The organism is Lactovum odontotermitis, from assembly GCF_054658595.1.
Genome location: NZ_BAAGGQ010000002.1, coordinates 1 through 26,021 on the forward strand (window position 1 = coordinate 1; position 26,021 = coordinate 26,021).

Here is a 26,021-nt window from a genome sequence, read left to right on the forward strand (position 1 = left end):
CATGGCCTTGTCAAGAATAAACTTTGTTTTCGAAACTTTCCTGCTGCCTCACAATTCCCGCCTTGCGGCGGTTCCCTCAGACAACTTTTATAGTATAGCAAACTCCCACACCATTTGTCAAAAATTATGTCATAATTTCCGTGGACAAATCCCCTTGCTTTGTCCTTAAACTCAGAGGCGGTGATTAGACGGGGGTTAGGGTTATCACATTTTCTCAGTTTTCTTCAATATCTGCTATAATATTGCTATGTTAAACTTCATTCGAAAGAATCGTCTTGCTCTTCTGCTTTCTTTTGCGCTTCCTTTGTTTATCGTGGCTCTGGCTTATCTGGCCAATGGGATCTACTGGGGGAGTCAAACTTCTGTGCTTGCGGGAGATGCTTATCATCAGTATGTCGGTGCGCATGCTTTGTTCAGCCGTCTGCTGCATCAGGGCGGCGGGTTGCTCTATACTTGGACGAGCGGGCTGGGTCTTAATCTTTATGCGTTTAGTTCTTATTATATGGGAAGTTTTTTCCTGGTCATCAGTTATTTCTTTGATGCAAAAACTATGCCTGATGCGCTTTATTTGATTACTTTGCTTAAGTTCGGCGCGATTGGCTTGTCGGCTTTTGTGAGTTTTAGTCATATATATAGGAAAGTTAATAGGTGGCTGGTTTTGGCGCTGGCGCTTTCTTATTCTTTGATGAGCTTTTTGACGAGTCAGATTGAGATTATTATGTGGCTGGATGTGTTTATCTGGCTGCCGCTGATTATTTGGGGGCTGCATCGGATTCTGGCGGGCGAGGGGCGCTGGCTCTACTTTGTCAGTCTGGTGATTTTGTTCATTCAAAACTACTATTTCGGCTTCATGATTGCTATTTTTGTGGGGCTTTATTTTCTGGTTCGCTTTTTGGCCGCTGGCTGGTCATGGCGGGTGCTGGCGGATTTTCTGATTACTTCTGCTTTGGCCGCGGTTTCGAGTCTGATTATGCTTTTGCCGATGTATCTGGACTTGAAGGCGAATGGTCAGGATTTTTCGGCGATTACTGGGCTGCTGACGGAAAAGTCTTGGGCTCTGGATGTGTTTGCCAAGAGTTTTGTGGGGAGTTATGATACGACGCAGTTCGGGGCGGTGCCGATGATTTATGCGGGGCTGCTGCCTTTGATTTTGGCGGTAGGCTTCTTTCTGGTTCGCGGGATTTCTTGGCGCTTGAAGGCGGGGATGTTTGTCCTGCTGGGAGTTCTGGTTGCGAGTTTTTACTTTAAGTGGCTGGACTTGGCCTGGCAGGGCTTCCATTCGCCGAATATGTTCCTGCATCGTTATAGTTTTCTGTTTTCGCTGCTGATTGTGATTTTGGCGCTGGAATTTCTGGAGCATGAAGCGGCTGGCGAGTTCAGGTTCTGGCCGGTTCTGGCGGGGGCAATTTTCTTGTCGGCGGCTTTTATTGCGGTCATTGTCAGTCAGCATTATGCCTATGTGAAATCTTATTTGGCGGTGTTGACTGGGCTGCTGATGTTTGCCTTTCTGATTTTATTTTTCGGACGGGCACGGGCTTATCTGTCTAGCCGGTTTTTCGCGCTGATTGTCATTCTCTTTAGTTGTGTGGACCTTGGTGTCAATACTTACTACCAGATTTCCGGTGTTCAGAAAGAATGGGCGTTTGCGTCGCGCACTTATTATGAAGAACAGCGGAAAAAATTGTCGCTGGCGGCTGAAAGTATCAATTCTGACAGTGGGGGGCGGCTGGCTCGGACTGATAATACGGCGCCGGATACTGCAAATGATGGGATGAAATACGGCTTCAACACGATTTCTCAATTTTCTAGTGTGCGCAACTCAAACTCTGGTGCGGTGATGAATGAGCTGGGTTTCCAGACTGATGGTTTGTATCTTAATCTGCGCTATCCCGGCAACACGCTCTTGATGGATAGTATTTTCGGCGTTCAATATAATATTAATGATTATCAGCCTTCGAAATACGGTTTTACTGGTCTGGTTGACGGTCCGTCTGATGTGACGAAAAATAGTTATGCGCAATCTTTAGGCATTTTTGTCCCGGGAAAGTACAAGGACGCAAATATGGCGGCGGGGAATGCTTTGGTGAGTCAGACGAATTTTGTGAATGCGCTGGCGGGTTCTGAGCAGCAGTATTTCCGGCAGATTTATAGTTTTAGTGAAAAGGCGACGGGCAGGGTGCAGAGTTTTGCTTCGGGCGGGACGGTTTCTATCAGCCGCGACAAGACGAAAAATGAGCCGATTTCTGTGAAGTATCAGCTGAAAATTCCGGCGGGTTCGCAGGCTTATATTAAGGTGCCGGATGTGAGCTACGGCAATAAAAAGGCTGAAACGATGCAGATTACGGCGGATAAGACGAGATATTCGATGCCGACAAATAATACGGGGCAGTTTTTCAATCTCGGTTATTATGCGGATGAGACGACGATTGATGTGAGTTTGTCCTGGCCGGACAATGATTATGTGAGTTTTTCGGCCACGAGTTTTTGGATTCTGGATGTTCCGACTTATAGCCGGACGATGGCCAAGCTTAGTGCAAATAAGGTCACGGCAAAGGAAATTAAAAATGGAGCTGCTTTGAGTTATGACGCCGATTCTGACGGTCAGCTTTTTCTCACGGTGCCTTATGATAAGGGCTGGTCGGCGACTTTGGACGGGAAGCCGGTTGAGCTGCTGCGTGCTCAGTCTGGTTTTATGAAAGTTGATGCGCCGAGCGGTGAGCATCGGCTGGTTCTGAAGTTTTTCCCTAATGGGCTGAAGGCTGGAATGGCGGCTTTTGCGGGCGGTATCTTGCTTTTCGCGGCTTATGACTGGCTGAGGAAACGAAAAAAGCATTGAATTTATTCATTTTCAATGCTTTTTACTTTGCTGCGGGTGAGCAAGAGTGAGTTTGTGATGACGGAGACGCTTGAGAGGCTCATGGCGGCCGCTGCAATCATGGGATTCAGTAGGCCGAAAGCGGCAAGCGGCAGGCCAATCAGGTTATAAATGAAGGCCCAGAAGTAATTTTGTTTTACTTTTGTCATGGTTTTGTGCGAGATTTCAATGAGTTCAGGGATTTTGGCGATTTTACCGCCGATGACGGTGACGTCACCTGCTTCCATGGCAATGTCAGAGCCTGTGGCCATGGCTACGCCGACGGTGCTGGCTACGAGGGCAATGGAATCGTTGATGCCGTCGCCTACCATCATGGAGTTAGGCGTATTTTGGACAATTTCGGATTTTTGCTCGGGTGATAGGCCTGTTTTGACTTCGTCTAACTGGACTTCGTATTGTATTTTGCGCGCGGCGATTTCGTTGTCGCCGGTCAGCATGATGGTTTTTATGTTCTGGGTTTTGAGCGCGGCAATCGCTGGAAGGCTGTCTGTTTTGAGTTCTGAGCTGAAGACGGCACTGGCGAGCAATTGGCCTGACACGGCCAGATAGATGACGGTGTCTTTTGTCTCGGGCACTGTGACGTTAATCTCTGACATGAGTTTGTCGTTGCCGGCGTAGTAACGGGTGTCGTTGATTCTGGCGGATAGGCCGCGGCCGGCTATTTCTTTGAAATCGCTGACTTTTTCATCAAACAGTGGCTTATCATATCTGATTGCCTTGGCGAGCGGATGATTTGAGCGGGACTCCAGGGTGGCCAGTAGTTTGAAATCAAAGTCTGTGCCGTCAAATTTTTCCAGCTGGAATTCGCCTGTTGTGATGGTTCCTGTTTTGTCAAAGAAGACTGTTTCTACCTGCGCAGCCTGCTCTAAAGCATTTGCGTTTTTGATTAGTAAGCCGTGCTTGGCGGCTAATGCTGTTCCTGATATCACTGCAGTTGGTGTGGCGAGTCCCAGGGCACAGGGGCATGCAATGACCAGGACTGCGACTGCGTGCATGATTGATGTCAATAAAACACCCGTCAGGACATAGGTCAAAATGAGGGTCAGCAGGGCAATCAGGAGGACGACGGGCACGAAGACGGAGGAGATTTTGTCGGCGAGTTTTTGGATGTTCGGCTTGGCGCCTTGGGCTTCGCTCATGAGTTCGACCATTCGCGCGATGGTCGAGTCTTCAACGGTGTGCAAGACTTTTGCGGAAATTTCGCCGTCAAGGTTGACTGCGCCCTCGAATAGGGTGTCTCCGGAGGATTTCACGGCCGGCAACGACTCGCCTGTCAGGAGGCTCTCGTCAAAGGAGGCGGTGCCTGAGAGGATTTTTGCGTCAAGCGGCACTTTTTCGCCTGCAAAGACGCGAATTGTTTCGCCGGTTTTGACGTTTTCAATGCTGCGGTCGCCTGAAGCGGTGTGCACTGTTTTTTCACGGTTTGACATCAGTGAGGTGATGGCTTTTGATGTCCGTTCTTTGGCATTGTGTTCTAGAAGTTTGCCCATGACGACCAGTGTGATGATGACCATGGCCGACTCGAAGTTCAGCGCGTCTGTTTGATGCATGAATACGCCGAGGATTAGGCTGGAGATGTAGGCGGTTGTTGTGCCGAGGGCGACGAGGACATCCATGTTGGCGGATTTGTTTTTTAGAGCGTGAAAGGCGCCGCGGTAAAAGCGCCAGCCGATGATGAACTGAACAGGTGTGGCTAGGACGAGCTGCACTACTGGCTGATGGAAGAACATGAAGGTTGACCAGTCGAAAATCTGCCCTAGCATGGCCAAAACGACCGGCAAGGTCAAGATTACGCTGAAAATCAGGCTCAGTTTGAGATTGCGTGTGTGGCGCAGCTGGTTTTGGCGGATTTTCTCCTGATGGGCTTTATCGTTGACAATGGCGCCGTAACCGGCTGATTCGACCAGCTTGATGATAGCGGCATCGCTAAAATCGTCCGCGGCCATGACGCGGGCTTTTTCAGTTGCCAGATTGACGGTCGCTTCTTCAACTTTGTCAGATGCGTTCAGCGCCTTTGAAACTGTGTTGGCACAGTTTGCACAGGTCATTCCGGTGATGACAAAATTTTGTGCGCGCATGTCAGCTGACCAGTTTGTAACCGGCTGCGGCTACGGCGTTTTCTAGGCTGGCTGTTGTCACTGTGTCGTCTGCTTTGACTTCTGCTTCATTTTTTTTGAGTGAGACTTTGGCGGATTTGACGCCTGTTACTGATTCTAGGGCTTCGGTTACGTGGTGGGCACAGTGCTCGCAGGTCATGCCTTCGATTTTGTAGGTTGTTTTTGTCATTTTGTTTGCTCCTTTTTCGTTTGAATAACGTTCGTTCGCGCAAGCGCTCGGTTTTTGAATAACGTTCGCGCCACGCTAGTGTCGAAAACGGTCTGTCAGCGGCTAAAGCCGCAGCGGTCTGCTTACGAGAGCGCTCGGTTTTATTTGTGGTGCCTGCAGTGGCAGTCTTTGTCGTCGTCTAGGCAGCTGCACTCAACGGTTGCGACGGTTGTTTTGTGTTGGAGTTTTTCTGTCAGCATTGTGATGTCCTGCGGGGTGAGGCTGGCCATGTCGATGGCGTCTGAAACGGCCTGGGCATGTTTAGTGGCGCAGATTTTCTCCATTAATTCCTGCGTTAAAAGATGAATCGCATCTTCTTCGCCGACTATTGGGCGGTAAATGAAACAGCGGCCGTCTTTTTCGGTCTCCAGCATGCCTTTTTTGACGAGGCGGCCGAGCAGGGTTTTGACTGTTGCCAGCGACCAGTCTTGGCGTTTGGAGATTTGATGGATGATGTCTTCGACTTTGGCTTCGCCGAGTGACCAGATGACGCGCATGATGACCATCTCAGAGTTCGAAATATTTAATTCTTGTTGCATAACTATAGTTTACAACTGTAAACTAAAATTGTCAAGTGTTTTATTTAAAAAAAGAAGCCGAAACTTCTCTTTTTAGATAGTATTAGGTTTTTTGTACAAAATATCAGCTCAAACGCGCAGGGCGAGAAATTCTTTCGGACTGAAAAGGTTGAGTCCTAGGTTTTCAAAATAGTTCTTTGAATCCGTCACAATGGCTGAAATTTTGTTACGGCGGGCGGATTCGGCTGTCAATACATTGTCAAACTCCAGGTCATTGCTGTAGGACAGGGCTTGCTGGCAGTCTGCCTCGTTTGTGTCAATGACGGAAATCAGGTTGAGGAGGGTTGACATGCAGTCGCGAGCCTGGCCGATTGTCATGCCGGCTTCCAGCATGCAGTAATTGATTTCGCTGACGGTTTCGCTGGTGATGACGACTTCATAGCGGCCTTGCAGGCTTTCGCGGATAATCATCTGGGCCTGTTTTGTCTTTTCGCCGTTCTTCGTCAGAAAATCCAGCGCAACGTCGGTGTTAAGTAAAATTCTAATTTCCATCCTGTAAATCGTCTTTCTATTGCGTTTTCTTTTGCACTTTCTTTTGAGAAGTGACTTTTCTTCTGCTTTTTGTTTTCTTGCTTTTCGGTAAGTCAATGATGCCGGTTAATTTTTCCAGCTGGTTGAATTTGTCATGTTCAAAGCTTTTCAAGATTGCAATGATTTTTCCATTGCGCGTAATCGAAATGTCTGACTTTTGTGCCTCGACAAGGTATTTTCCAAAATTATTCTTAATTTCTGTTGCCGTGACTTGCATGTTTTTATTTTAATATATTAGCTGATTTTTGTCAATTATTTTGTACGATATTTTAAAATAATTTTAGCTGATATTCACTTTAAATATTAGCTAATATTTTTGTACAAAAAAAAAGCCTTTCGGCTTATCAGTTGTGCGTTTTAGAAATCATCCCATTTCTCGTCTTCATTTTTACTTTTATTTCTAGGATTTGGGCCGAAGCCCCAATTTCCGAATTCTCCAAGGTCTCCGTGAGCACGCATTTGTCGGCGCAAATCGTGTTTAAAGTCATGGCCGGCACGGCGCAGGTCATTCATGGCACGATGCATTTCCCGCGGATTGAAGCCAGGGCCGAAGTCGTGGAAACCTGCTGGACCGGTGAATTTTTCCCAGTCCCAGTCTTCGCCTGCGTGAAGGTCTATGAGTTTTTGAATCAGGCTTTTGAGCTGCTGCTGTTCTTCGCCAGTCAAGCCAGCGAAGATGTCTTCTGAAATCTCGTCGTAATGCTCTCTGTGTTCTTTCTGGGCGCTTTTACCGGCTTCTGTCAGGAAAACGCGGCTGACACGGCCGTCTTTTTCGTCGGTTCGGCGTTCGACGAGTCCGGCTTCTGAGAGCTGATTGACTTGGGCGGTTACGCTGGAGGGCTTGATGTCAAGCAGTTCGGCGATTTCAGCGTTGGTCAGGCCGTCTTGTTTCCAGAGTTCAATCAGGAGTCCTTGGGCGCCTTTTCTGTTTCCGGGGTTACGCAGTTTGCTGCGCATTAATTCTACGTGCATGGCCATCATAAATTTTGGGTTGCGCAGGAGTTTTGAAAATAGGTTTAGTAAATCATTTGTTTGTTCAGACATGTTTTTGTCTCCTTTGAATAACGTTCACGCAAGCGCTCGGTTTTGAATAACGTTCGCGCAAGCGCTCGGCTTTATTCAGTAAATATGAGTCTCGCTTGTGCCCGCTGTAATAGACCAGGTTTTCAGCCATCTGTCTTTCTGCTGGGGACCTAGCCATTTTGCATGCAATTTTCGTTAGTTTAGAATTAAATTAACTAACAAATCAAGTATATCATTTTATTTAGTTTTGTCAAATATAAAACTAAATATTTTTCAAATTTTGGCTTTTCTACTTGAATATCGTTTTGGATATAGTATAATGTAAAAATGAAACTGAAATCCTCCTTTGCCAAAGCCGCTGGCCTCGCAAGCCAGTTCATCCTGCAGAAGTTTTTTCACCGCGGGTCCACCTTTCCCGGGTCACTTGCCCTGAAGATTGATTCGCAGATATTGACAGCTTTGACGAAGGATTACGAAATTATCGTGGTAACAGGCACCAACGGCAAAACGCTGACAACGGCGCTGACCGTCGGAATCCTACAGGAAGCGGGGTACGAGGTTTTAACCAATCCGACCGGCGCAAACATGATTACCGGCATCACGGCGGCATTTCTGCACGGCAAAAAATCTGCCGGCGGAAAACGCCAGTTTGCCGTGCTTGAGATTGACGAGGCCAGCCTGCCCAAAATCACCAGCTACATCCAGCCGAGCCTCTTCGTCTTCACCAACATCTTCCGCGACCAGATGGACCGCTACGGCGAAATTTATACGACCTACGACCTGATTGTTAAGGGGGCGGGAAATGCGCCTGCGGCCACTGTGCTGCTGAACGGCGACTCGCCGATTTTCAACTCACGCGAGCTGAAAAATCCGGTGAAATATTACGGTTTCGCTCACGAGAATCATAAGCCCCAGCGGGCGCATTATAACACCGAGGGCGTGCTTTGCCCGCGCTGTCACCATATTCTTGACTTCACCATGAACACTTATGCTGACCTGGGAAACTACATCTGCCTGAACTGCGGCTTCAAGCGGCCTGAGCTTGATTATCGCCTGAGTGAACTGACAAATATCAGTAACACTTCCTCCAGTTTTGTCATTGACGGAAATCCCTATACCATCAACGTCGGCGGCCTTTATAACATTTACAATGCCTTGGCAGCTGTGTCGGTGGCAGAATTTTACGGCCTTCCTACGGATAAGATTGCGGCAGGCTTTGAGAAATCCAAGGCCGTCTTCGGCCGACAGGAGACACTGAACATTTCCGGCAAAGAGGTCACGATTGTCTTGATTAAAAATCCTGTCGGCGCAAATCAGGCGCTGGATATGATGGCGCTGGCGCCCTACAACTTCGGTCTGGTCGCACTGCTGAACGCCAACTATGCGGACGGCATTGACACCAGCTGGATTTGGGACACCAACTTTGAGCAGCTCAAGGCGCTGGATATCCAGGAAGTCTACACTGGCGGTGTCCGACACGCAGAAATGGCGCGCCGACTGAAGATTGCCGGGCTTCCAGAGGCGCAGGAATCAGACAATCTCACAGAAGTGCTTGAAAAAATCAAATCCGCTTCTTCTGAGCACCTCTATGTGCTCGCGACCTACACTGCCATGCTGGAATTCCGCGAAACACTTGCCAAAGCAGGCTACATCTCCGGAGAAATGCAATAATGACCTATATTTCCTTACAAACTGACCATTCAGAGAATTATCCCTACAGTCTCAAAATTGCCCATCTTTACGGCGATTTAATGAACACCTACGGCGACAACGGCAATGTGCTGCTGCTCAAATACGTGGCCGAAAAGCTCGGCGCAGTCTGTACTTTCGAAATCGTCTCCTTGGGCGACACATTTGCCAGTCATGACTACAATCTCGTCTTCTGGGGCGGCGGGCAAGATTTCGAGCAGGAAGTGATTGCTGAGGAGCTGAAAAATATCTCAGCAGAATTGAAAAACTACATTGAGTCGGAAAAGCCGATGCTGACAGTCTGCGGCGGTTATCAGATGCTCGGGCAGTATTATATCGCAGCCAATGGTGAAAAAATCACCTGTACCGGTATTCTTCCACATGTCACGAAAAACCTCGGCAACGACCGCTTTATCGGCGACATTGAGACGCACAACGATGAATTCGACGAGACTTACTATGGTTTCGAGAATCACTCAGGCATCACCTATCTGGCCGGCGACGAAAAACCGCTCGGGCGCGTCATTTACGGCGGCGGCAACAATCCTGACGATAACACCGAAGGGCTTCATTACAAGAATACTTTCGGCACTTACTTCCACGGCCCGATTCTGTCGCGTAATCCCAGACTGGCCTATCGTCTGGTGAAAACGGCGCTGGAGCAGAAATATCCGGGCATACAGATTCCAGCTTTCGATGCGCTCTTCAGCGACTTGGAAAGTGAACAAATCACAGATTATAAACGAAAAATAGAGACGCGATAGTCCCTATTTTTTTTGTTACAAACAGCTCCCTATACTCAGATTCTCGGAATCTGTGAGATATTACTCTTGCCATCAGTACTGTCAGAGCTAGCGGAATCAAACTGGTCATGATTGAGAAGAGTTTATTTAAAAATCATTTCAGGTTTTCCCGCTCCGAAGACATAAAATCTTAAAAGCTTGTTCGGCCAATACCCCGTTATGTTAGGGGAATTAGTGCTGTACGGGCTTTTTTACAATTTGCGGTTCTTTATCTGTGATAAATCATTTGTTCTATCGCTCGGCATCCAATTTTCTTCATCGTAATACTTATACGCCACTTGTTACATTCTCATTTAATTGATTATAAATTAAAATTCTTGACTTTTTGATTAGACAATGATAAACTTTTCATGAGAAGGCTTTCAATGCTTTGCTTGTGGCGGTTAGAGCTCTTAGAAGTAGGCTTAAAATGCGTAGACCATTAGTAAAAATATCGATGTCTGTCATTCTTGCTGTAGCACTTCTTGACTTCTTTCCTTTGAAGGCAGAAGCATGGCAATAACAGCTTCATTGAAGAATGGAGAAGTTATATTCAGCTGAGAGTTCCACATGATTATGCACTTGCAAGTATGATATTTCAAAGGTGGTATGAGGGAGTTACCATGGTAAATGAAACGGATTATCACTACAGGGTTTGGTGATTAGATATACATCGGGAAATTACTAGCATTCCTGATTCCTAGTGAAAGGGTTTTGGGTTATTCAGTTGCGTTCTTTGTAACCTTAAAATTTCTAGCTCATCCAACAATTATTTTCTAGTGTTTCTTTGGACTATAACTCAAATGAAATTTAGTAAGTTGATAAGTCTTTGTTAATACTTGAAATCATAATCTGCAGATTATAAATGAAAGATAGAGGCCTCTATCCTTTCTGAAAGTGAGGCGCTACATCAAAATTGAATTGTCGCAGCGGATTGACGAAATCCGCGAATAAAGCTCACTTCTTGTTTATTAAAAAAGTTTTCAGGAAAACTTAAATCACCCTGTAAGTCTCTGCTTCTATAAAAACTTACTTCACTCTCAGAAAATTGCAGAATGCAATGGAAAAGGAAAGCACAATGAAGAAGTTGAACTTGAAAAACAAAATCTTGGTAGCAGCTGTAAGTCTTGCAGCAATTGGCAGTACTGGATTCCAGATTGCAAATGTTGTAAACGCCGATGCACCAACACCTCGTGTCTGGATAGGGCAGGTTCGAGATGAACGCTGGATGAACATTGCAAATAACCATGTTGTATATGACCGCACTACATACAAAGATTTGAGATGTCCAAACGGATACAAAGAAATCCAACCATACCACCGAGTTACATATGAGGGTATGACTGAGAAAAATTACTGGAAATTCTACTATAATGTATTTTAATTGAATTTTCGGACGCATGAACTTGTTTGTTTGTGCGTCCGATTATTATATATAGGGTGAACACTTTTGGGGACAACGAGGGGAGATAACATGTCAGGATTTGAACTAAAAAAATTTGTTTACAACAAGAAAAACCTAATAGTATTTGCAATACTAGCTCTGTTGTTGATAGGTACGCATCTTTTTATTCTCAATTCCTCGATGAACGTTGATTCATTTAAACAAAATAAGGTAGGGGAAATCAAGTATGGAATTTCAAAGGCTGAAGAATCACTTCAAAAAATAGATTATCCGGAAGATTTGAAAAGTGAGACTAAAAATAATATAGAAACTTATACCCAACAAATAGAGGCACTGAAATCCAATCATTTTAATGACTATTTTAAACTACAGAACCAATTAGACCATCAACTTTTGGAGCATGGCAAAGATGATCCTCAATTTAAAGAACAAAATGCAATCCTTCAACAAAATATAAATTACTACAACCTGGTAAAAAGTCGGCATTTAGACTTTGAATTAGAGCCGGGCGCTCAGATCCGAGCTTTTGGAGCTTTCATTAATGCATCACTCTATAGTATGTTTACTAGTATATATCTGATGATTTTTTCAGTACTGGTTTCTGTTCAAATCTCCACGTACTTTGAAAACAAAGAATTCCTTTTTTACGATTTTGCGAAAATTCCTAGGAAGAAAAGTTTGTTCCATAAGGTAATAGCAGCTGTGGTTGTGACTTTTGGCTGGCTTCTAATCGTAGGTATCATGGACATTGTTATTGTTGGTCTTATGAATGGATTTGGCGATTTAAACTACCCTGGATTTTTGATAAACTTTGCAAAAACTGCAAGAGATGTGGAAACTTCGGGCTGGAAAGTAGATAACATGGCCATTCCAAATGGTGAAATCATTCTCATTTCTTTGCTTTATCTTCTGCTAATTTTAATTTTTTTATCTTCAATTGGTGCCTTTTTGTCCACTATATTCAAGAAAAGTTTGGTTGTAGTAGGTCTACTAGCTGTCTTAATCATCGGCTGGTCGCTGGTCGCAGATGAAAAATCTGTACAATTCATACGTCCCTATGTGCCGATGAGCTACCTTAATCCGCGAGAACTCCTGTGCAATCCGTTTTATCTTTTCGGAAAAAATTCTCTTATGGTAGGTGTTATCTATTTGACGTTAATGAGTATCATTTGCTATTTTGCCGCAAATCTTTTACTGAAAAAACATAAGATTCGGAGAATTTGAAAATGTTAAAAATTATTAATCTAAAGCTTCCGGATATTGAACCGTTCAGTTTCGAATTATTAAGCAACGGGCTTTATGGTTTGATTGGGCGTAATGGGATTGGAAAGAGTACGTTGTTTTCAGGTCTCTCAGGAGAAATCAAGATTTCTCAGGGAGAAATTACGTCTGGCAGAGTGGCATATTTGCCAGATGTAGAACATTTTGATGAAAGTTTGAGGTCTGCCGACTATTATTCAATTCTATCAGAGAACGAAAAAGCACGTGCAGCTGAGTTTTCGGCATTATTTTCCGCGAATGAATTTGAAAAGAAAAGAATTGGGAAATACTCCCTTGGAATGAAGCAGTTATTTGCGACAATTCTTTCGTTTTCTGTTGAATCAGATGTTCTAATCATTGATGAGCTTTTCAGCGGATTGGACGTCGCTGTTAAGGCAAAAGTTTATGAGGTTGTAAAAGAGATTTCTACACAGAAAATCATAATTCTTACGTCGCATAATCTAAAAGAAATCGAGCATTTTTGCGACAAAACTTTTCTTCTCTCTGAAAGCGGAATTTCAGAAGTGGAAGATTTTTCTGAGGCTGCGAAAGAAATTGGATATATTGAAACTTTTTATTAGACTCCAAATCACAAGATTAGATTTATGCATGACTGAATACTTCAAGATAATACAAAGATCCAACAGGGGAAATTACTGTTGAATCTTTTTTCTTCCTGTATGTGCGGGGCAGCTTGCCACCTCGCAGTCGTCACAGGCGCCTTTGGACTTCAGAATATCATAGATTCCATAGGCCACTGCAGCTGCGATGAAAAGAAACAATACAATTGACTGGAAATTCATGTGAGCACCTCCTTCGGTATAGGTCTAAATGTTAAATAAAGTCCGCCGATTAACACGAGCACTGCTAGAAATGTTAGCAGGTCAGGAGCGTTTGTGAGGAGCCGGGCAAACTGATAGATAATAAAACTCATGACATAGGCGACCAGACATTGAAAGCCGACGGCTCGCAGGCCCCAGCGGACCGAGCCCATTTCCTTAAAGATGGTGGAAATGGCCGCGATACAAGGCGCGCAGAGCAGATTGAAAGTCAGGAAGGAATAGGCGGCCGCTGCCGAATAATGTCCGGCGAATGCTTGTGTCAGCTTTTGTCCGCCGCCATAGAGCACGCCCAGCGTCCCGACAATCGTCTCTTTGGCCGCGAGACCTGTAATCGCAGCCACTGTTGCCTTCCAGTCGCCAAAGCCGAGCGGTGCGAAAATCCAGGCAATCAGGCGGCCGAAGTCAGACAGCATCGACTTCTCCGGCGATACGGCCTGCAACCGGAAATTGTAATTCGAGAAGAGCCAGATGAACACTGTCATGACGAAAATAATCGTCCCTGCCCGCTTGACGAAGCTCATTGCTTTGTCAAAGCCGTATTTCAGAACTGTCCAGGCCTGCGGCAGGTGATAATTCGGCAGCTCCATGATAAAAGCCGAGCGGTCGCCCGAGAACATTTTCAGTTTTTTCAGCAGGATGCCGGAGATGATAATCATACCGATGCCCAGAAAATACGCACTTGGCGCCACCCAGGGATTGCCGCGGAAAAAGGCGCCTGAAATCAGCGCAATAATCGGCAGTTTGGCCGAGCATGGCATAAAGGTTGTCACCATAATCGTAATACGCCGGTCTCGCTCCTGCTCAATCGTACGCGTTGCCATGATACCAGGCACACCGCAGCCGGACGCAATCAGCATCGGGATGAAAGATTTGCCAGATAGCCCGAAACGGCGGAAAATTCTGTCCATGACAAAGGCTACACGCGCCATATAACCTGAATCTTCCAGTATTCCCAGCAGCAGGAAAAGCACGAAAATCTGCGGAATGAATCCCAGCGTTGCACCAACACCCGCCACGATGCCGTTCAGCACCAAATCCTGCAGCCAGCCTACAATCTGAATCTGCGTCATCAGCTGGCTCAGAAAATCCGGCACAATCTGACCGAAAAGATGGTCATTCAGCCAATTCGTAGCTAGACCGCCCACTGTTTGAATCGACAAAAAGTAAACCAGCCACATAATAAAAATGAAAATCGGCAGGCCCAGCCACTTGGAAGTGACAATCTGGTCGATTTTGTCGGTGATACTTTCGCTTCGGCCTGAATCGCTTACTACCAGCTGCACAATTTGGCTAATCAGCGCATAGCGCTCATTAACAAGGATTTCAGAGGCTTCGTCACCGAAGATTTTCTCTGTGATGCTGCGAATCTCGCGAATTTCCTTTTCTTGTGAGGCTGTCAGTTCGTTTCCGCCCAGCGTCAGCTCGTCTTCAGCAAAGGCTGCCAGCGCAGGAAAACGGACAGTTTTATCAATTCTGACCACATTGGATATTTCTGACAATGCCGCTTCTAAGCGCGCGTCGTAATGAACTTCAGCCACAGCAGCATCCCGTCTAGCGCAATCCACTGCCTCGGCGATGCCCTGATTCTTTAGCGCCGACATCTCAAGCACTGGCACGCCTAAGCTATAACTGAGCTTCTCGGCGTCAATCTTCCTGCCTGAGGATTTTAACAAATCCATCATGTTGAGACCAACGACCATGGGTATGCCGAAGTCGAGCAGCTGTAAGGTCAGGTAGAGGCTGCGCTCAAGGTTTGTGGCGTCAATGATGTTGAGCACTGCGTCGGGCGGGGTCTGCAGCAGGTAGTCTCGCGAGACCTTCTCGTCCGGTGAAAAGGGCGACAGCGAGTAGATGCCGGGCAAGTCCTGAATCACTAGCGTTTTATCGCGCTTATATAGGCCTGACTTGCGCTCCACCGTGACGCCCGGCCAGTTGCCTATCTGCTGGCTGCTGCCGGTTAAAATGTTAAAAACACTGGATTTCCCGCAGTTGGGATTTCCGATAAGTGCAATTATTGTCATATTCATTCCTGAAGCTCGTTCTCAGAGCTTGGCTTTCTCTCGTCTTCACGGACAACTTTGATGAGTCCTGCATCCTGCTTTCGCAGGCTCAGTGAGTAGCCGCGCAGGTGGAGTTCCATCGGGTCGCCGAGCGGGGCGAGTTTGCGCACAAAAATGCTTACGCCGCGCGTCACGCCCATGTCCATCAGCCGGTGCTTAGTCGCAAAGTCTGTCTCGATTTTTCTGACAATGCCGGTCTCGCCGGGATTCAGAGCGGATAAGTCAACCAGCTTCTCTTCTACCGACTGCTTCTCGTCAACCCAGATTTTATCAAGGGTTTCCAGGTCCACTGCCAGCCGTGTGCCTGCAATGAGGACAATCGCATTGCCCGCCGTCCGATTCAGCAGCTCGATTTTCTTCCCGGCTACAAAGCCTAAATCTCGCAGTTTCGGCTCAGTCGCTGTAGCCGCGAGAAAATAGGTCAGCGCAATTCTTGCCTGACTCAGTTTAATCACAACTGCTTCTCCCGAATACCGGCGGTCTGCCAGAGAATGCAGGCGTATTTTTCGCACCAGAGGGTATCGGTCTCTTTTTCACGTACCTCATAGGTAAAAAGCTCGTCCACCTTGACGTCAAGCGCATTGGCCAGTTTAAAGGCGAGCGAAAGTTCGGCATCGTATTTATCATTTTCGACGGCATTGATGGTCTGTCTGGAAACGTGGCAAATCCGCGCCAAATCGTCCTGTGACAGGCTCTGCATTTTTCTGATTTCACGAATTTTATTCTGCATAGCTGCTCCAATCCTACAGTGTTCGCTAATTACTGTAGTTAATGTAAAATGTATTTGACAAATTCATTATATCAAAAGGGGTGACTTAAATCAATTGATTTCTTAAGGAATTATGACTTTATTAAATCAAATTACAAAAAAACTCCCCGAAGGGAGTCATTTATTCAGTATAGAATTATTTTTTCAGGTTGTAGAAGCTCTTCAGGCCTTTGTATTGAGCAACTTCACCCAATTGGTCTTCAATACGGAGCAATTGGTTGTATTTTGCCATACGGTCTGTACGTGAAAGTGAACCTGTCTTAATCTGACCTGCATTTGTTGCAACGGCAATGTCAGCAATGGTTGAATCTTCTGTTTCACCTGAACGGTGTGAAACGATGGCTGTGAAGCCTGCTTCTTTGGCCATTTCGATGGCTTCAAATGTTTCAGTCAATGTACCAATCTGGTTAACCTTGATGAGAATCGCGTTTGAGCAGCCCTCTTTGATGCCGCGTGCAAGGTATTCAGTGTTTGTAACAAAGAAGTCGTCACCTACGAGCTGAACTTTCTTGCCCAGACGGTCAGTCAGAAGCTTCCAGCCTTCCCAGTCGTTCTCGTCCATACCGTCTTCAACAGTGATGATTGGATATTTGTTTACCAATTCTTCGATGTAGTCAACTTGTTGAGCAGCTGTCAGCTTCTTAGCGCCTTCGCCCTCAAACTTAGTATAGTCATAAATACCGTCTTTGTAGAATTCTGATGAAGCACAGTCGAAACCAAGCATCACGCCATTTTCACCGGCTTCATAGCCAGCTTCTTTGATGGCCTGAAGAATTGTTTCAACGCCGTCTTCAGTTGAGCTGAAGCCTGGAGCGTAGCCGCCTTCGTCACCGACAGCCGTCTCAAGACCGCGTGCCTTCAAAATCTTCTTCAATGTGTGGAAGATTTCAGCACCCCAGCGAAGTGCTTCCTTGAATGTAGAAGCGCCGACCGGCACAATCATAAACTCTTGGAATGCAATTGGCGCGTCGGAGTGGGAACCGCCGTTTACGATATTCATCATTGGAGTTGGCAGCAGTTTTGCATTGAAACCGCCGAGGTAGTTGTACAAAGGCATACCAAGCTCATCAGCAGCTGCACGTGCAGCCGCGATAGAAACACCAAGAATAGCATTCGCACCGAGTTTACCTTTATTAGGCGTACCGTCAAGTGCAATCATCGCACGGTCAATCGCCTGTTGCTCAGTTACTTCGTAACCAATAATTGCTTCAGCAAGGATGTTATTAACATTGTCTACTGCTTTTTGAACACCAAGTCCGCCATAGCGCGCCTTGTCGCCGTCACGAAGCTCAACTGCCTCATGCTCACCTGTTGAAGCGCCTGAAGGAACCATTCCGCGGCCGAAACCGCCGTCCTCAGTATAAACTTCTACCTCAATAGTTGGGTTACCACGTGAGTCAAGGACTTCGCGAGCGTAAACATCAGTAATAATTGACATTTTCTGTCTCCTTAAATTGTTTTCTTTACAGCACTATTTTAACATTTTTTGGGTGAAAATGAAAGTGAAAAAATTAACTTAATTGTTTTAATCAAATTTCAGACAAATAGAAAAGCAGATTTTTATAAACCTGCTTTTGCTATCTGTATGAATTTTAGTTTACTTCTTAAGAGCGTACCAGGCAGTACCTTCATCTTTCCAGCCTAATCCGACAAGAACCTTCTGCTCATATTCACCGGTTGTGTAATTGTGGGTACCAGTTACAGCATTAGGATTGTAAGCTCTGTAAACAGGAACTGTTTTCGCATCGTCAGAATACCAGCCGATGTTTTCATAATTCCAGCCTACGGAAACCAGATGATCTCTTTCTGCTTTATCAATTGTGTAGAAATGGTCTCCTGCATTTGGATTGTAGAGACGATAAACGGGTGTATTGCTCTTTTCTGGAGCAACCCAGGCATTTCCTTCATCAGACCAGCCGACTTTTATCAATTGGTCTCTCTCGTAAGTGCTTGCTGTATAGAAATGCTCACCAGAGTTCGGATTGTAAACACGGTACATCTGCCCGATTGTAGCTGGGTCTGGTATCGCTGCAACTGAATCATCGTATGGAACTACAATGATTATCATTGAAACATTGTTACCGATTGCATCAGTATAACTTAAAGTGTATATGCCATCTGCTTGAAACTTATAGTCAAGGTCTTTTCCAGAATAGACGATTGATGCGACAGCACCTGATTTTTTAATCGTTACTTTATCAGCGCCAGCGTTTGCTACTCCGACGCCTTTATTCAGACCGACGAGCTGCTTGTATGTAATAGAGTCATTCACCATTGCTGAAGAGACAGTAATAGTGACGTTTGAACCTGCAAGTTCCCAATCAGCTGTTATTTTGCCGTCTGGGTCATGCCAGCCATATGGAGTGGTGACCTGGTCGTTATAAGAAACAGTAGTGTCTGCTGATACAGGAACACTCGCAATTGCTGATGCAAGTGGAGTTGCAACGAGTCCTGCCAACATAAACAGAGATGTGCCGGCTTTTTTAAAGTTGTATTTTTTCTTCATGTTCGCTCCTTTTGTTTAGGTATTATTTGAACAACCTAGTTATAACACATGCTGCTCAAAAATGCAAATTATTGTACTAATTCTTTACATTTCAACACATTCCCTTAATATTTGTCTAATATTCTATTTAAAATCTCACGCGAAGTCGTTCAGATTTTTACTCTGAAATTCCTAGAAGCTGCTTAATCTGAGCAATCTGAGCTGCCGGGCTCATTTTTGCCTTGGCTTGAGCCTCAATTGCTGCACGGGCTTCTGCTGTCGGGGCAGCTGCGAGAGCGGTCTGAAGCTGTTTCTGTGCCTGTGCGGCTTGGCTTTCAAGTTCTGCCTGCTTTGCTTCTAATGTTTTTGCCTGCTCAGCGGTCAGGACAAGCCAGGAGTCTTTCGGCAGCACTGCGGTTTTGCTTGCTTTGACGATTTCATTTTGCTCGCCGCCGAAGCCGAAAAGTAGTTCCGTGAAACTGCTGGAGAATTTACGTTTGGTCGTGCTCGTTACCAGCTGCGCTGAACCGCCGTCAACCATTTTATAAGACGATTTTGTATTTTTTAAAGCGGCGTTGTCTTTCAAGAATGTTGTGCTTGTTGAATCTGTGTTAAGTTGTGCTGACATGGCTGAAGTCTTCGCGTCCGTTGAAGTTTTATAGACGAGAATAGTCTGCTCGCCCATTTTCTGCGTGATTAATAGGCCGAAAGACATAGCTGAAGGACCTGTTGAGTATATTTCCTGTGTGCGAGTCTGTGTGACTTCTTTCATTCCCCAATGCTCAGTAATGTGAAAGGTCAGCAGAGCGACAGATAAGCCGAGGCAGATAAAGCTGATTCCGCCTGCTATCCACCTTGTAGTCGAGCTTTTGATGAACATAAAGCTGAAAAAGGTTAGCAGTGTAAAGATTGCAATGATGATGATAATCATAATTTCACCTCCTCTGTGGCTTGTGCCTGGCTGATTTCAGTTTCGGCACGGCCGTGTTTGCCGCTTCTCAGGAAGAAGCTGATAACCAGGCCGACAACGGCAAAGGCAAATCCGATAATAAATGATGCGTGATAGCCGTTCAGCATTGCATCAATCATCTTGTGCGCAAAGTCAATGAGGTCAGTCTTGGCAAGGCTGGTTGCGGGTGAATTGTTTGTAATCACGTTTTGAGCAACCGATGAAAGCAAGGCGACAACAATGGCCGAAGCCACTGAACGTGCGGTTGAGTTTGAAGCTGTCCCGTCTGCGACTTCCGCCACCGGCAGGGCGTTCATGGCTGAGGCTGTCATCGGCATCATGACCATGGCGACACCGAACATGCGTAGTCCATAAAGGGTTGTCACAAAATGGTCTGGTGTTGAAGCCCCGAAGAATAGAAATGGAAAGGTTCCAATTGCCAGAATGGCAAATCCGAGGATGGCCAAGCGTTTCGCTCCGACCTTGTCATAAGCCGCGCCCGCTAGGGGTGAGACCACGCCCATCATCAAAGCACCCGGCAGTAAAACGAGTCCTGAATTAAAAGCTGATAAACCTTTGACTTCCTGCAAATACAGCGGCAGCATCATTTCCACGCCCATCATTGCCATGGTAGACAGGGCCATGACAATCGTCGTCAAAGCGAACTGCTTATTCAGGAAGACACGTACATTGAGGAAAGGGTCTTTGAGTTCCAGTTTTCTTGTGAAAAATGCCAGAATCAAAGTCAGGCCGGAAACAATCGGGATAATCGCAGCATAGAAGTCTGTAACTCCTTTAGCTGGAAGGTTGACAATTCCAAGAATCACAAGTGCGGCGCCAACGATTAAAAATAGCAGTGACAAAAGAAAATTCGTCCGGTTAAGCTGTCGGTTGATAAAGGCAAGAATAACGATAATTCCGCCGACAATCGGCACAATAACTGTTCCAAAATCTGTCCAGCCGCTGCTTGCCACATTTGTAAAGCCCAGCAGGAAAAGGCCGAAGCCGATACATGAGAGCCAGAGCGACAAGAAATCAAGCTTCACAGAACGATTCGGCACCACATCACGCATGAAGAACACAGCCAGAACAGTTACAATCGCAACAATGACCATCGGCACCATGAACATCGTCCGCCAGGAAGCCGGAAGCACAATCCCCAGAAAAACATGGCGGGAAGACATCAGCCAGCCGGCAAAGGTCGGACCGATTGCGGGTGCCAAGCCGATGACAATACCACCGATTCCCATCACTGCGCCCATTTGCTTAGGCGAAAACATGTTCACCAGACAGACCTGCATCAGCGGCATTGTGATACCGGCCGCAATTGCCTGGAACATACGCCCGGCCAGGAAAATCCACCATTGTGAAGTCGGAGCTGAATAGGCCATGAACATTCCGGCCAGGAGAATGACATAAGCTCCCACGTAAAGCCAGTGCGTCCGGAATTTATTTGCCATGTAGGCGGAAATCGGCACCATGATGCCGTTCGCCAGCAGAAACCAGGTTGTGGCCTGCTGTGCCGTTGACATAGAGATATTGAAATCTTTCATCAGGGTCGGAATTGCCGTCCCCAATGAGGTCTGCATCAGCATTGAGCCGAAAGTACCGACCAGAATCAAAAGCAGCATCAGCCAGCGGCTGAAATGACGGCCGTGAATATCAATATTGTAATCTTTTTCTATTACTTCAGGCATTCTCTTCTTCCTTTTCCATTTCCTGCTTCTGTAAAACCAGCTTGCCGGCTTCTACGAAAGTCTTGATGCTTTGCAGGAACTGCTGACTTTCATTTTCACCCATATATTCAAGCACACTGACCAAGCGATTGAGCATGAAGTCGTGATGCGTCCGCGCAACGGTTTCACCCTTCTCAGTGAGCGCCACCAGGATTTTACGGCGGTCTGTCCGGTCAATTTCACGCGTCAGATAGCCCTGCTCCTCCAGTGAGCCCAAAATCGTGGCAATACGTGCTGAACTGGTTCCTGTAAAATTACTGATATCGCCCGGCACGATTAATTCCTCCTGATGCTGATAAAGGTAATTCAGCACCAGCATTTCACCTTTGGCGTAACGGTTAAGGTCCATCACAAAGCTTGATTTGTTCAGGCTTCTGATTGTGCGAATCAGTTCTTCGGCTAATTGTTGAAAATCCATTTTACTACTCTTTTCTAATTACATTATTAATTAATACTATTAGTAATATAGTCCTAAAAATATCTTTTGTCAAGGAAAATGACTTGTTTTCATGAACATTACTGTAAATTTTTCAAAAACTTTTCCGCAACTAAAAAAACAAACCCAGTTACGAATTTGTTTTTCATCATTTAAGCATCAATTGTCGAATATTTTGCATTCTCTTCAATAAACTCACGGCGCGGCTCCACACGGTCGCCCATCAGCATGTCGAAAACCTTATCTGCTTCTGCGGCGTCATCCACTGACACGCGCGCCATCAGGCGGTTGTCCGGGTCCATGGTCGTCTCCCAGAGCTGATGGTCGTCCATTTCACCTAAACCTTTATAACGCTGAATACTTGGCTTCGAGCGGCCTTCTGACCAGCGCGCCAGAGCTTCCTGCAGCTCCTGCTCCTGGCGGGGGCCCGGCTGAATATACTCTTTCGTGTCTGAGCCGACCTTGATGCCGTAAATCGGCGGCTGGGCAATATAGACGTAACCTGCCTCAACGACCGGTTTCATATAGCGGTAGAACAGAGTCAGGAGCAATGTCCGAATATGCGCCCCGTCCACATCGGCATCGGTCATGATGACCAGCTTGTGGTAACGCGCCTTCGTCAAGTCATAATCTGCGCCGAAGCCGGTTCCCATCGCTGTAAAGAGCGAACGAATCTCTTCATTGGCCAGAATCTTGTCCATGGTTGCTTTCTCGACATTCAAAATCTTGCCTCGAATCGGCAGAATCGCCTGAAACTCGCGGTTACGGCCGGATTTTGCCGAGCCGCCGGCAGAGTCACCCTCGACGATGAAAAGCTCTGTTTGCTTGGGGTCATTTGACGAGCAGTCGGCGAGTTTTCCGGGGAGGTTGGAAATTTCCAGGCCGGACTTCTTCCGCGTGACTTCACGTGCGCGCTTCGCCGCCAGACGTGCTTTACTGGCCAGCATTCCTTTGTCCACGATTTTGCGGGCAATTTGAGGATTTTCCATCATGAATGTCTGCAGGGCTTCAGCAAAGAGCTTGTTGACAATGCCTGCAACTTCTGAATTTCCCAGCTTCGTCTTGGTCTGCCCTTCAAACTGAGGATTCGGGTGCTTCACCGAGATTACGGCTGTTAGGCCTTCACGCACATCCTCGCCTGACAGATTGTCTTCATTTTCTTTGAGAATTTTCTGGGACTTGGCATAATTGTTGATGACACGGGTCAGCGCGGTTCTAAAGCCCTGTTCGTGCGTGCCGCCCTCGTGCGTATTGATATTGTTGGCAAAGCTGAGAATGGTCTCGTGGTAGGTGTCTGTGTACTGCATGGCCACTTCTACTACGATATCGTCCATTTCGCCTTCGGTGTATATCGGGTCATCAAAAATGACGGTTTTGTTTTCATCCAGGTAGCTGACGTAAGACTTGATGCCGCCGATATAGTGGAAGCTGTCATGGTTCTTCTCGTGGCCTTCACGTCTGTCTGTGATGGAAATCCGCAGGCCGCGGTTCAAAAATGCCAGCTCACGCACACGCACTGCTAGTTTGTCGTAGTCAAATTCTGTCGTCTCGGTAAAAATTTCCGGATCCGGTACGAAATGCACGGTTGTCCCGCGTTTGTCAGTCGTGCCGATGACTTTCAGGTCATCCCGGACAAGCCCGCGATGGTACTGCTGATAATAATCTTTACCGTCTTTATGAACAGTCACGTCGAGTGTAGTTGACAGAGCATTGACCACCGACGAACCGACGCCGTGCAAGCCGCCTGAGACTTTGTAGCCGCCGCCGCCGAACTTACCGCCGGCATGGAGCACCGTGAAGACCGTCTCGACCGCCGGACGCCCCGTCTTTTCCTGGATGTCCACTGGAATCCCGCGCCCGTCATCCTCCACGGTAATCGAGTTGTCCGCTTCAATGAAAACTTCAATATGAGTCGCAAAGCCGGCCAGTGCCTCGTCAATGGAGTTATCGACGATTTCCCAGACCAGATGATGCAGGCCCTCTTTACTGGTTGAGCCGATGTACATGCCCGGACGCAGACGAACAGCTTCTAGGCCCTCTAGGACCTGAATCTGCGACGCGTCATACTCGCCAGCCTTTTTATTTAATTCCGCAAGAGTTTTCCTTGCCAACTCTTCATTTTCTAAGTTTTCAGTCATGTTTCAATTATAGCAGAAAATACTGTTTTTTGCAGGGTTTTGACCCGTTTTGTTGCGCAAAAATGTGCTATAATTTTGTTATGACTATTCAAGAAAAACTTATTCAACCGAATCATTTAATTGATATGAACGATATTATCCGTGAGGGTAATCCTACGCTGCGTGAGGTTGCAGAACCTGTTGCGCTTCCTTTGTCTGACGAGGATATCGCCTTGGGCGAGAAAATGCTGGAGTTTCTGCGGAATTCGCAGGATCCTGTGATTTCCGAGGAGATGGACCTGCGCGGGGGGGTTGGCCTGGCTGCGCCTCAGCTTGACATCTCAAAGCGCATTCTGGCGGTGCTTGTGCCAAACGAGCCGACGTTCGATGATGATGGGAATGAAATCGCGCCAGCAGTGCCATACTCGCTCAATACGGTCATGTACAATGCCCGTATCATCAGTCATTCTGTGGAGGAAGCGGCGCTTGCGACTGGCGAGGGCTGTCTTTCGGTGGATCGTGAAGTCCCTGGCTTTGTTCCGCGTCATGCCCGCGTGACGATTGAGTACTATGATAAAAATTCTGAGAAGCAGAAAATCCGGTTGAAGGGCTATAATGCGATTGTGCCTCAGCATGAGATTGATCATACGGATGGGATTCTTTTCTATGATCATATTGATGCGTCAAATCCTTGGGGGATGCGGCCTGGGATGCAGATTATTGAATAACAGGAAAAGTAAACTCCGGCTGAATTTCAGCTGGGGTTTTTTAATGCATACGGTGTATTTATTACCTGATAATCTTGCGATTATACTGAAACATTTACCTATTTTTTACGTATTATTTAGTATCGGAAAAAGTAATTTGAGAAATGTGCCAAATATTTTTTCACGAAATTAAAAAAATAGAATCGCATAGAATCAGCGTTTCCGAGTTCTATGTCATTCTATTTTTCTTTACTTTTGATCCCTGCCGGAATCGAACCAGCAATAGAGCCTTAGGAGAGCCCTGTTATATCCGTTTAACTAAGGGACCTGACGGTTTATTGTATCAAAATTCCGTCACTTTTTCAATTTTTAGTCAGCATCTGCATCGAAAATGATGCCTGCGTCTTGGCGCATGGCATACAAGGCACGGTTGACCTGTTTCGCGAGTTCATACCATTTCATAAATTTTTGATGGTTTTCGGCGGCTAAAGGTTCTGCCAGGAAATCTGCGAAAACGTCTGCTTCGGCAAACAGCGGATTTTCGGCTGTCTGGATGCTGAGCTGCTCGCTGTTTCCGTCAAGTTTGATAAACTCGATGGACGACGGGGTGGCCGGATTGTCAAGAACCAGTGTGCCGTCTGTTGTATAGACTTCGCTGGCCAGATAACTATAGGAATCACCGGCACAGTACATGGAGACATCAAATTTTTTATAGCGCAGCATGCCATAGCCAGAAACGTCTACACCAGACGGGAGCAGCTGCGCGTAGTAATGCACTGAATCAGCCTGGCCGAATTGTCCCAAAGCCCAATAGAGCAGGTAAACGCCAAGGTCTGCCAGGATTCCGCCAGAAAATTTCGGATTCCATTTGTTAGGGAGCTCGCCTGCCAGCAAGGCCGGCATCTTTGATGAATACTTGGCGTAGGTCAGGTTGGCGCCGATGACTGTCTTGTCGGACAAAAAGTCTTTGATTGTCTGAAATACCATTTCATGTATGTGGCGCGCGGCTTCCAGAACGTAGACATCTTTTTCCTTGGCCAGTGCAAAGATTTCATCGAACTCGCGCGGGTTAGAAAAGGCGGGCTTTTCGACGATTACATTTTTTCCGGCTTTCACTGCTGCTTCGGCTTGTGAAAAGTGCAGTGAATTCGGCGAAGCAATGTAAACCACGTCAATTCCGTCAAAATTGACAAATTTGTCCAAATCCGTAAACACTTGCACATCGGAAAAGTCAGCCACAAAGGCCTCGCCCTTTTCCAGCGAGCGCGAATAAGCGGCTTTCAGTTCGTATTTCCCGGTTTCCAGGGCTGCGTCTATAAACTGGCGGCAAATCCAGCTCGTTCCTATCACACCTAAATTTAACATTTTACTCTCCTTTCAATTATAATAATTATAGCATTTTTAAGTTTGAATGAGAAGTCCAGCGAAAAACCAGTCCTGCCGGAGATTATG

Annotated in this window: 24 protein-coding genes and 1 tRNA gene; 7 read left to right on the plus strand and 18 right to left on the minus strand. The window is 46.4% G+C overall.

All coding sequences use genetic code 11. The features are described 5' to 3' along the window. The first annotated feature begins 247 nt into the window (after nt 1-247). Entirely contained in the window at nt 248-2,836 is a 2,589-nt protein-coding gene (locus tag ACYQ2E_RS01450; RefSeq protein WP_460016277.1) for a YfhO family protein, read from the plus strand. A gap of 2 nt (nt 2,837-2,838) precedes the next feature. Here the strand turns inward: ACYQ2E_RS01450 and ACYQ2E_RS01455 are convergent, their stop codons facing one another. The 6 genes from ACYQ2E_RS01455 to ACYQ2E_RS01480 all read right to left on the minus strand — a co-directional run bounded on the left by ACYQ2E_RS01455 (nt 2,839) and on the right by ACYQ2E_RS01480 (nt 7,353). Beyond that, nucleotides 2,839-4,953 (minus strand): heavy metal translocating P-type ATPase, encoded by a 2,115-nt coding sequence (locus ACYQ2E_RS01455; RefSeq protein WP_460016278.1) that lies wholly within the window; start codon nt 4,951-4,953, stop codon nt 2,839-2,841. A gap of 1 nt (nt 4,954) precedes the next feature. Beyond that, entirely contained in the window at nt 4,955-5,161 is a 207-nt protein-coding gene (locus ACYQ2E_RS01460) for a cation transporter (protein ID WP_460016279.1), read from the minus strand. Between the two features lie 140 nt (nt 5,162-5,301). Further along, nucleotides 5,302-5,739 carry a CopY/TcrY family copper transport repressor gene (locus tag ACYQ2E_RS01465; protein ID WP_460016280.1) on the minus strand — a complete coding sequence of 146 codons (438 nt, stop codon included), beginning with the start codon at nt 5,737-5,739 and terminating at the stop codon, nt 5,302-5,304. Nucleotides 5,740-5,847: 108 nt separating this feature from the next. Then, nucleotides 5,848-6,270: a PIN domain-containing protein gene (locus ACYQ2E_RS01470; RefSeq protein ID WP_460016281.1), complete on the minus strand. Its 423-nt coding sequence runs from the start codon at nt 6,268-6,270 to the stop codon at nt 5,848-5,850. A 16-nt stretch (nt 6,271-6,286) separates the two neighbouring features. Further along, nucleotides 6,287-6,526: a type II toxin-antitoxin system Phd/YefM family antitoxin gene (locus tag ACYQ2E_RS01475; RefSeq protein ID WP_460016282.1), complete on the minus strand. Its 240-nt coding sequence runs from the start codon at nt 6,524-6,526 to the stop codon at nt 6,287-6,289. Between the two features lie 140 nt (nt 6,527-6,666). Further along, complete coding sequence (locus ACYQ2E_RS01480; protein ID WP_460016283.1) at nt 6,667-7,353, minus strand: MarR family winged helix-turn-helix transcriptional regulator; 687 nt, start codon at nt 7,351-7,353, stop codon at nt 6,667-6,669. A 306-nt stretch (nt 7,354-7,659) separates the two neighbouring features. Between ACYQ2E_RS01480 and ACYQ2E_RS01485 the strand changes: the two genes are divergently transcribed. From ACYQ2E_RS01485 to ACYQ2E_RS01505, 5 genes are all read left to right on the plus strand, one after another. Next, entirely contained in the window at nt 7,660-9,003 is a 1,344-nt protein-coding gene (locus tag ACYQ2E_RS01485; protein WP_460016284.1) for a MurT ligase domain-containing protein, read from the plus strand. Beyond that, complete coding sequence (gene gatD / locus ACYQ2E_RS01490) at nt 9,003-9,785, plus strand: lipid II isoglutaminyl synthase subunit GatD (RefSeq protein ID WP_460016285.1); 783 nt, start codon at nt 9,003-9,005, stop codon at nt 9,783-9,785. The genes ACYQ2E_RS01485 and gatD overlap by 1 nt, the downstream gene beginning before the upstream one ends. Nucleotides 9,786-10,881: 1,096 nt before the next feature. Then, nucleotides 10,882-11,187: a hypothetical protein gene (locus ACYQ2E_RS01495; protein WP_460016286.1), complete on the plus strand. Its 306-nt coding sequence runs from the start codon at nt 10,882-10,884 to the stop codon at nt 11,185-11,187. 90 nt (nt 11,188-11,277) lie between these two features. Then, on the plus strand, nt 11,278-12,432 hold the full coding sequence (locus tag ACYQ2E_RS01500; RefSeq protein WP_460016287.1) for a hypothetical protein: 1,155 nt from the start codon (nt 11,278-11,280) through the stop codon (nt 12,430-12,432). Nucleotides 12,433-12,434: 2 nt separating this feature from the next. Beyond that, a complete protein-coding gene (locus ACYQ2E_RS01505; RefSeq protein WP_460016288.1) occupies nt 12,435-13,049 on the plus strand; it encodes an ATP-binding cassette domain-containing protein in 615 nt (204 codons plus the stop codon). Nucleotides 13,050-13,121: 72 nt separating this feature from the next. On the opposite strand, the gene ACYQ2E_RS01510 is transcribed toward ACYQ2E_RS01505, so the two are convergent. From ACYQ2E_RS01510 to gyrB, 10 genes are all read right to left on the minus strand, one after another. Continuing rightward, on the minus strand, nt 13,122-13,271 hold the full coding sequence (locus ACYQ2E_RS01510; protein WP_460016289.1) for a hypothetical protein: 150 nt from the start codon (nt 13,269-13,271) through the stop codon (nt 13,122-13,124). Next, entirely contained in the window at nt 13,268-15,331 is a 2,064-nt protein-coding gene (gene feoB, locus ACYQ2E_RS01515; RefSeq protein ID WP_460016290.1) for a ferrous iron transport protein B, read from the minus strand. The genes ACYQ2E_RS01510 and feoB overlap by 4 nt, the downstream gene beginning before the upstream one ends. Nucleotides 15,332-15,333: 2 nt before the next feature. Continuing rightward, a complete protein-coding gene (locus tag ACYQ2E_RS01520; RefSeq protein ID WP_460016291.1) occupies nt 15,334-15,825 on the minus strand; it encodes a FeoA domain-containing protein in 492 nt (163 codons plus the stop codon). Continuing rightward, entirely contained in the window at nt 15,822-16,100 is a 279-nt protein-coding gene (locus tag ACYQ2E_RS01525; RefSeq protein ID WP_460016292.1) for a helix-turn-helix transcriptional regulator, read from the minus strand. Before ACYQ2E_RS01525 ends, ACYQ2E_RS01520 begins: the two co-directional genes overlap by 4 nt. A gap of 175 nt (nt 16,101-16,275) precedes the next feature. After that, entirely contained in the window at nt 16,276-17,577 is a 1,302-nt protein-coding gene (gene eno / locus ACYQ2E_RS01530; RefSeq protein WP_460016293.1) for a phosphopyruvate hydratase, read from the minus strand. A 159-nt stretch (nt 17,578-17,736) separates the two neighbouring features. Further along, on the minus strand, nt 17,737-18,645 hold the full coding sequence (locus tag ACYQ2E_RS01535; protein WP_460016294.1) for a hypothetical protein: 909 nt from the start codon (nt 18,643-18,645) through the stop codon (nt 17,737-17,739). Nucleotides 18,646-18,802: 157 nt separating this feature from the next. Further along, entirely contained in the window at nt 18,803-19,555 is a 753-nt protein-coding gene (locus tag ACYQ2E_RS01540; protein ID WP_460016295.1) for a DUF4811 domain-containing protein, read from the minus strand. Further along, the gene (locus ACYQ2E_RS01545) at nt 19,552-21,270 is read right to left on the minus strand and encodes an MFS transporter (protein ID WP_460016296.1); all 1,719 of its coding nucleotides are present in this window, start codon (nt 21,268-21,270) and stop codon (nt 19,552-19,554) included. The genes ACYQ2E_RS01540 and ACYQ2E_RS01545 overlap by 4 nt, the downstream gene beginning before the upstream one ends. Then, nucleotides 21,263-21,727, minus strand: a complete 465-nt coding sequence (locus ACYQ2E_RS01550; RefSeq protein ID WP_460016297.1) for a MarR family winged helix-turn-helix transcriptional regulator — start codon at nt 21,725-21,727, stop codon at nt 21,263-21,265. The genes ACYQ2E_RS01545 and ACYQ2E_RS01550 overlap by 8 nt, the downstream gene beginning before the upstream one ends. Nucleotides 21,728-21,897: 170 nt before the next feature. Further along, nucleotides 21,898-23,883, minus strand: a complete 1,986-nt coding sequence (gene gyrB, locus ACYQ2E_RS01555) for a DNA topoisomerase (ATP-hydrolyzing) subunit B (protein WP_460016298.1) — start codon at nt 23,881-23,883, stop codon at nt 21,898-21,900. 80 nt (nt 23,884-23,963) lie between these two features. Between gyrB and def the strand changes: the two genes are divergently transcribed. Next, nucleotides 23,964-24,590, plus strand: a complete 627-nt coding sequence (def, locus tag ACYQ2E_RS01560) for a peptide deformylase (protein WP_460016299.1) — start codon at nt 23,964-23,966, stop codon at nt 24,588-24,590. 235 nt (nt 24,591-24,825) lie between these two features. Here def and ACYQ2E_RS01565 read toward each other — a convergent pair. Together ACYQ2E_RS01565 and ACYQ2E_RS01570 are read right to left on the minus strand one after the other, a co-directional pair. Next, a tRNA-Arg gene (locus ACYQ2E_RS01565) sits at nt 24,826-24,897 on the minus strand. Nucleotides 24,898-24,938: 41 nt separating this feature from the next. Beyond that, entirely contained in the window at nt 24,939-25,934 is a 996-nt protein-coding gene (locus ACYQ2E_RS01570) for a Gfo/Idh/MocA family protein (RefSeq protein ID WP_460016300.1), read from the minus strand. Nucleotides 25,935-26,021 lie beyond the last annotated feature (87 nt).

Coding starts and splice junctions, on each gene's coding strand:
- ACYQ2E_RS01485 (WP_460016284.1), top strand. CDS start 7,660: ATGAAACTGAAATCCTCCTTTGCCAAAGCCGCTGGCCTCGCAAGCCAG.
- ACYQ2E_RS01495 (WP_460016286.1), top strand. CDS start 10,882: ATGAAGAAGTTGAACTTGAAAAACAAAATCTTGGTAGCAGCTGTAAGT.
- feoB (WP_460016290.1), bottom strand. CDS start 15,331: ATGACAATAATTGCACTTATCGGAAATCCCAACTGCGGGAAATCCAGT.
- def (WP_460016299.1), top strand. CDS start 23,964: ATGACTATTCAAGAAAAACTTATTCAACCGAATCATTTAATTGATATG.
- gyrB (WP_460016298.1), bottom strand. CDS start 23,883: ATGACTGAAAACTTAGAAAATGAAGAGTTGGCAAGGAAAACTCTTGCG.
- eno (WP_460016293.1), bottom strand. CDS start 17,577: ATGTCAATTATTACTGATGTTTACGCTCGCGAAGTCCTTGACTCACGT.
- ACYQ2E_RS01540 (WP_460016295.1), bottom strand. CDS start 19,555: ATGATTATCATCATCATTGCAATCTTTACACTGCTAACCTTTTTCAGC.
- ACYQ2E_RS01475 (WP_460016282.1), bottom strand. CDS start 6,526: ATGCAAGTCACGGCAACAGAAATTAAGAATAATTTTGGAAAATACCTT.
- ACYQ2E_RS01480 (WP_460016283.1), bottom strand. CDS start 7,353: ATGTCTGAACAAACAAATGATTTACTAAACCTATTTTCAAAACTCCTG.
- ACYQ2E_RS01470 (WP_460016281.1), bottom strand. CDS start 6,270: ATGGAAATTAGAATTTTACTTAACACCGACGTTGCGCTGGATTTTCTG.
- ACYQ2E_RS01510 (WP_460016289.1), bottom strand. CDS start 13,271: ATGAATTTCCAGTCAATTGTATTGTTTCTTTTCATCGCAGCTGCAGTG.
- ACYQ2E_RS01550 (WP_460016297.1), bottom strand. CDS start 21,727: ATGGATTTTCAACAATTAGCCGAAGAACTGATTCGCACAATCAGAAGC.
- ACYQ2E_RS01505 (WP_460016288.1), top strand. CDS start 12,435: ATGTTAAAAATTATTAATCTAAAGCTTCCGGATATTGAACCGTTCAGT.
- ACYQ2E_RS01455 (WP_460016278.1), bottom strand. CDS start 4,953: ATGCGCGCACAAAATTTTGTCATCACCGGAATGACCTGTGCAAACTGT.
- ACYQ2E_RS01525 (WP_460016292.1), bottom strand. CDS start 16,100: ATGCAGAATAAAATTCGTGAAATCAGAAAAATGCAGAGCCTGTCACAG.
- ACYQ2E_RS01535 (WP_460016294.1), bottom strand. CDS start 18,645: ATGAAGAAAAAATACAACTTTAAAAAAGCCGGCACATCTCTGTTTATG.
- ACYQ2E_RS01460 (WP_460016279.1), bottom strand. CDS start 5,161: ATGACAAAAACAACCTACAAAATCGAAGGCATGACCTGCGAGCACTGT.
- ACYQ2E_RS01450 (WP_460016277.1), top strand. CDS start 248: ATGTTAAACTTCATTCGAAAGAATCGTCTTGCTCTTCTGCTTTCTTTT.
- ACYQ2E_RS01500 (WP_460016287.1), top strand. CDS start 11,278: ATGTCAGGATTTGAACTAAAAAAATTTGTTTACAACAAGAAAAACCTA.
- ACYQ2E_RS01465 (WP_460016280.1), bottom strand. CDS start 5,739: ATGCAACAAGAATTAAATATTTCGAACTCTGAGATGGTCATCATGCGC.
- ACYQ2E_RS01545 (WP_460016296.1), bottom strand. CDS start 21,270: ATGCCTGAAGTAATAGAAAAAGATTACAATATTGATATTCACGGCCGT.
- gatD (WP_460016285.1), top strand. CDS start 9,003: ATGACCTATATTTCCTTACAAACTGACCATTCAGAGAATTATCCCTAC.
- ACYQ2E_RS01570 (WP_460016300.1), bottom strand. CDS start 25,934: ATGTTAAATTTAGGTGTGATAGGAACGAGCTGGATTTGCCGCCAGTTT.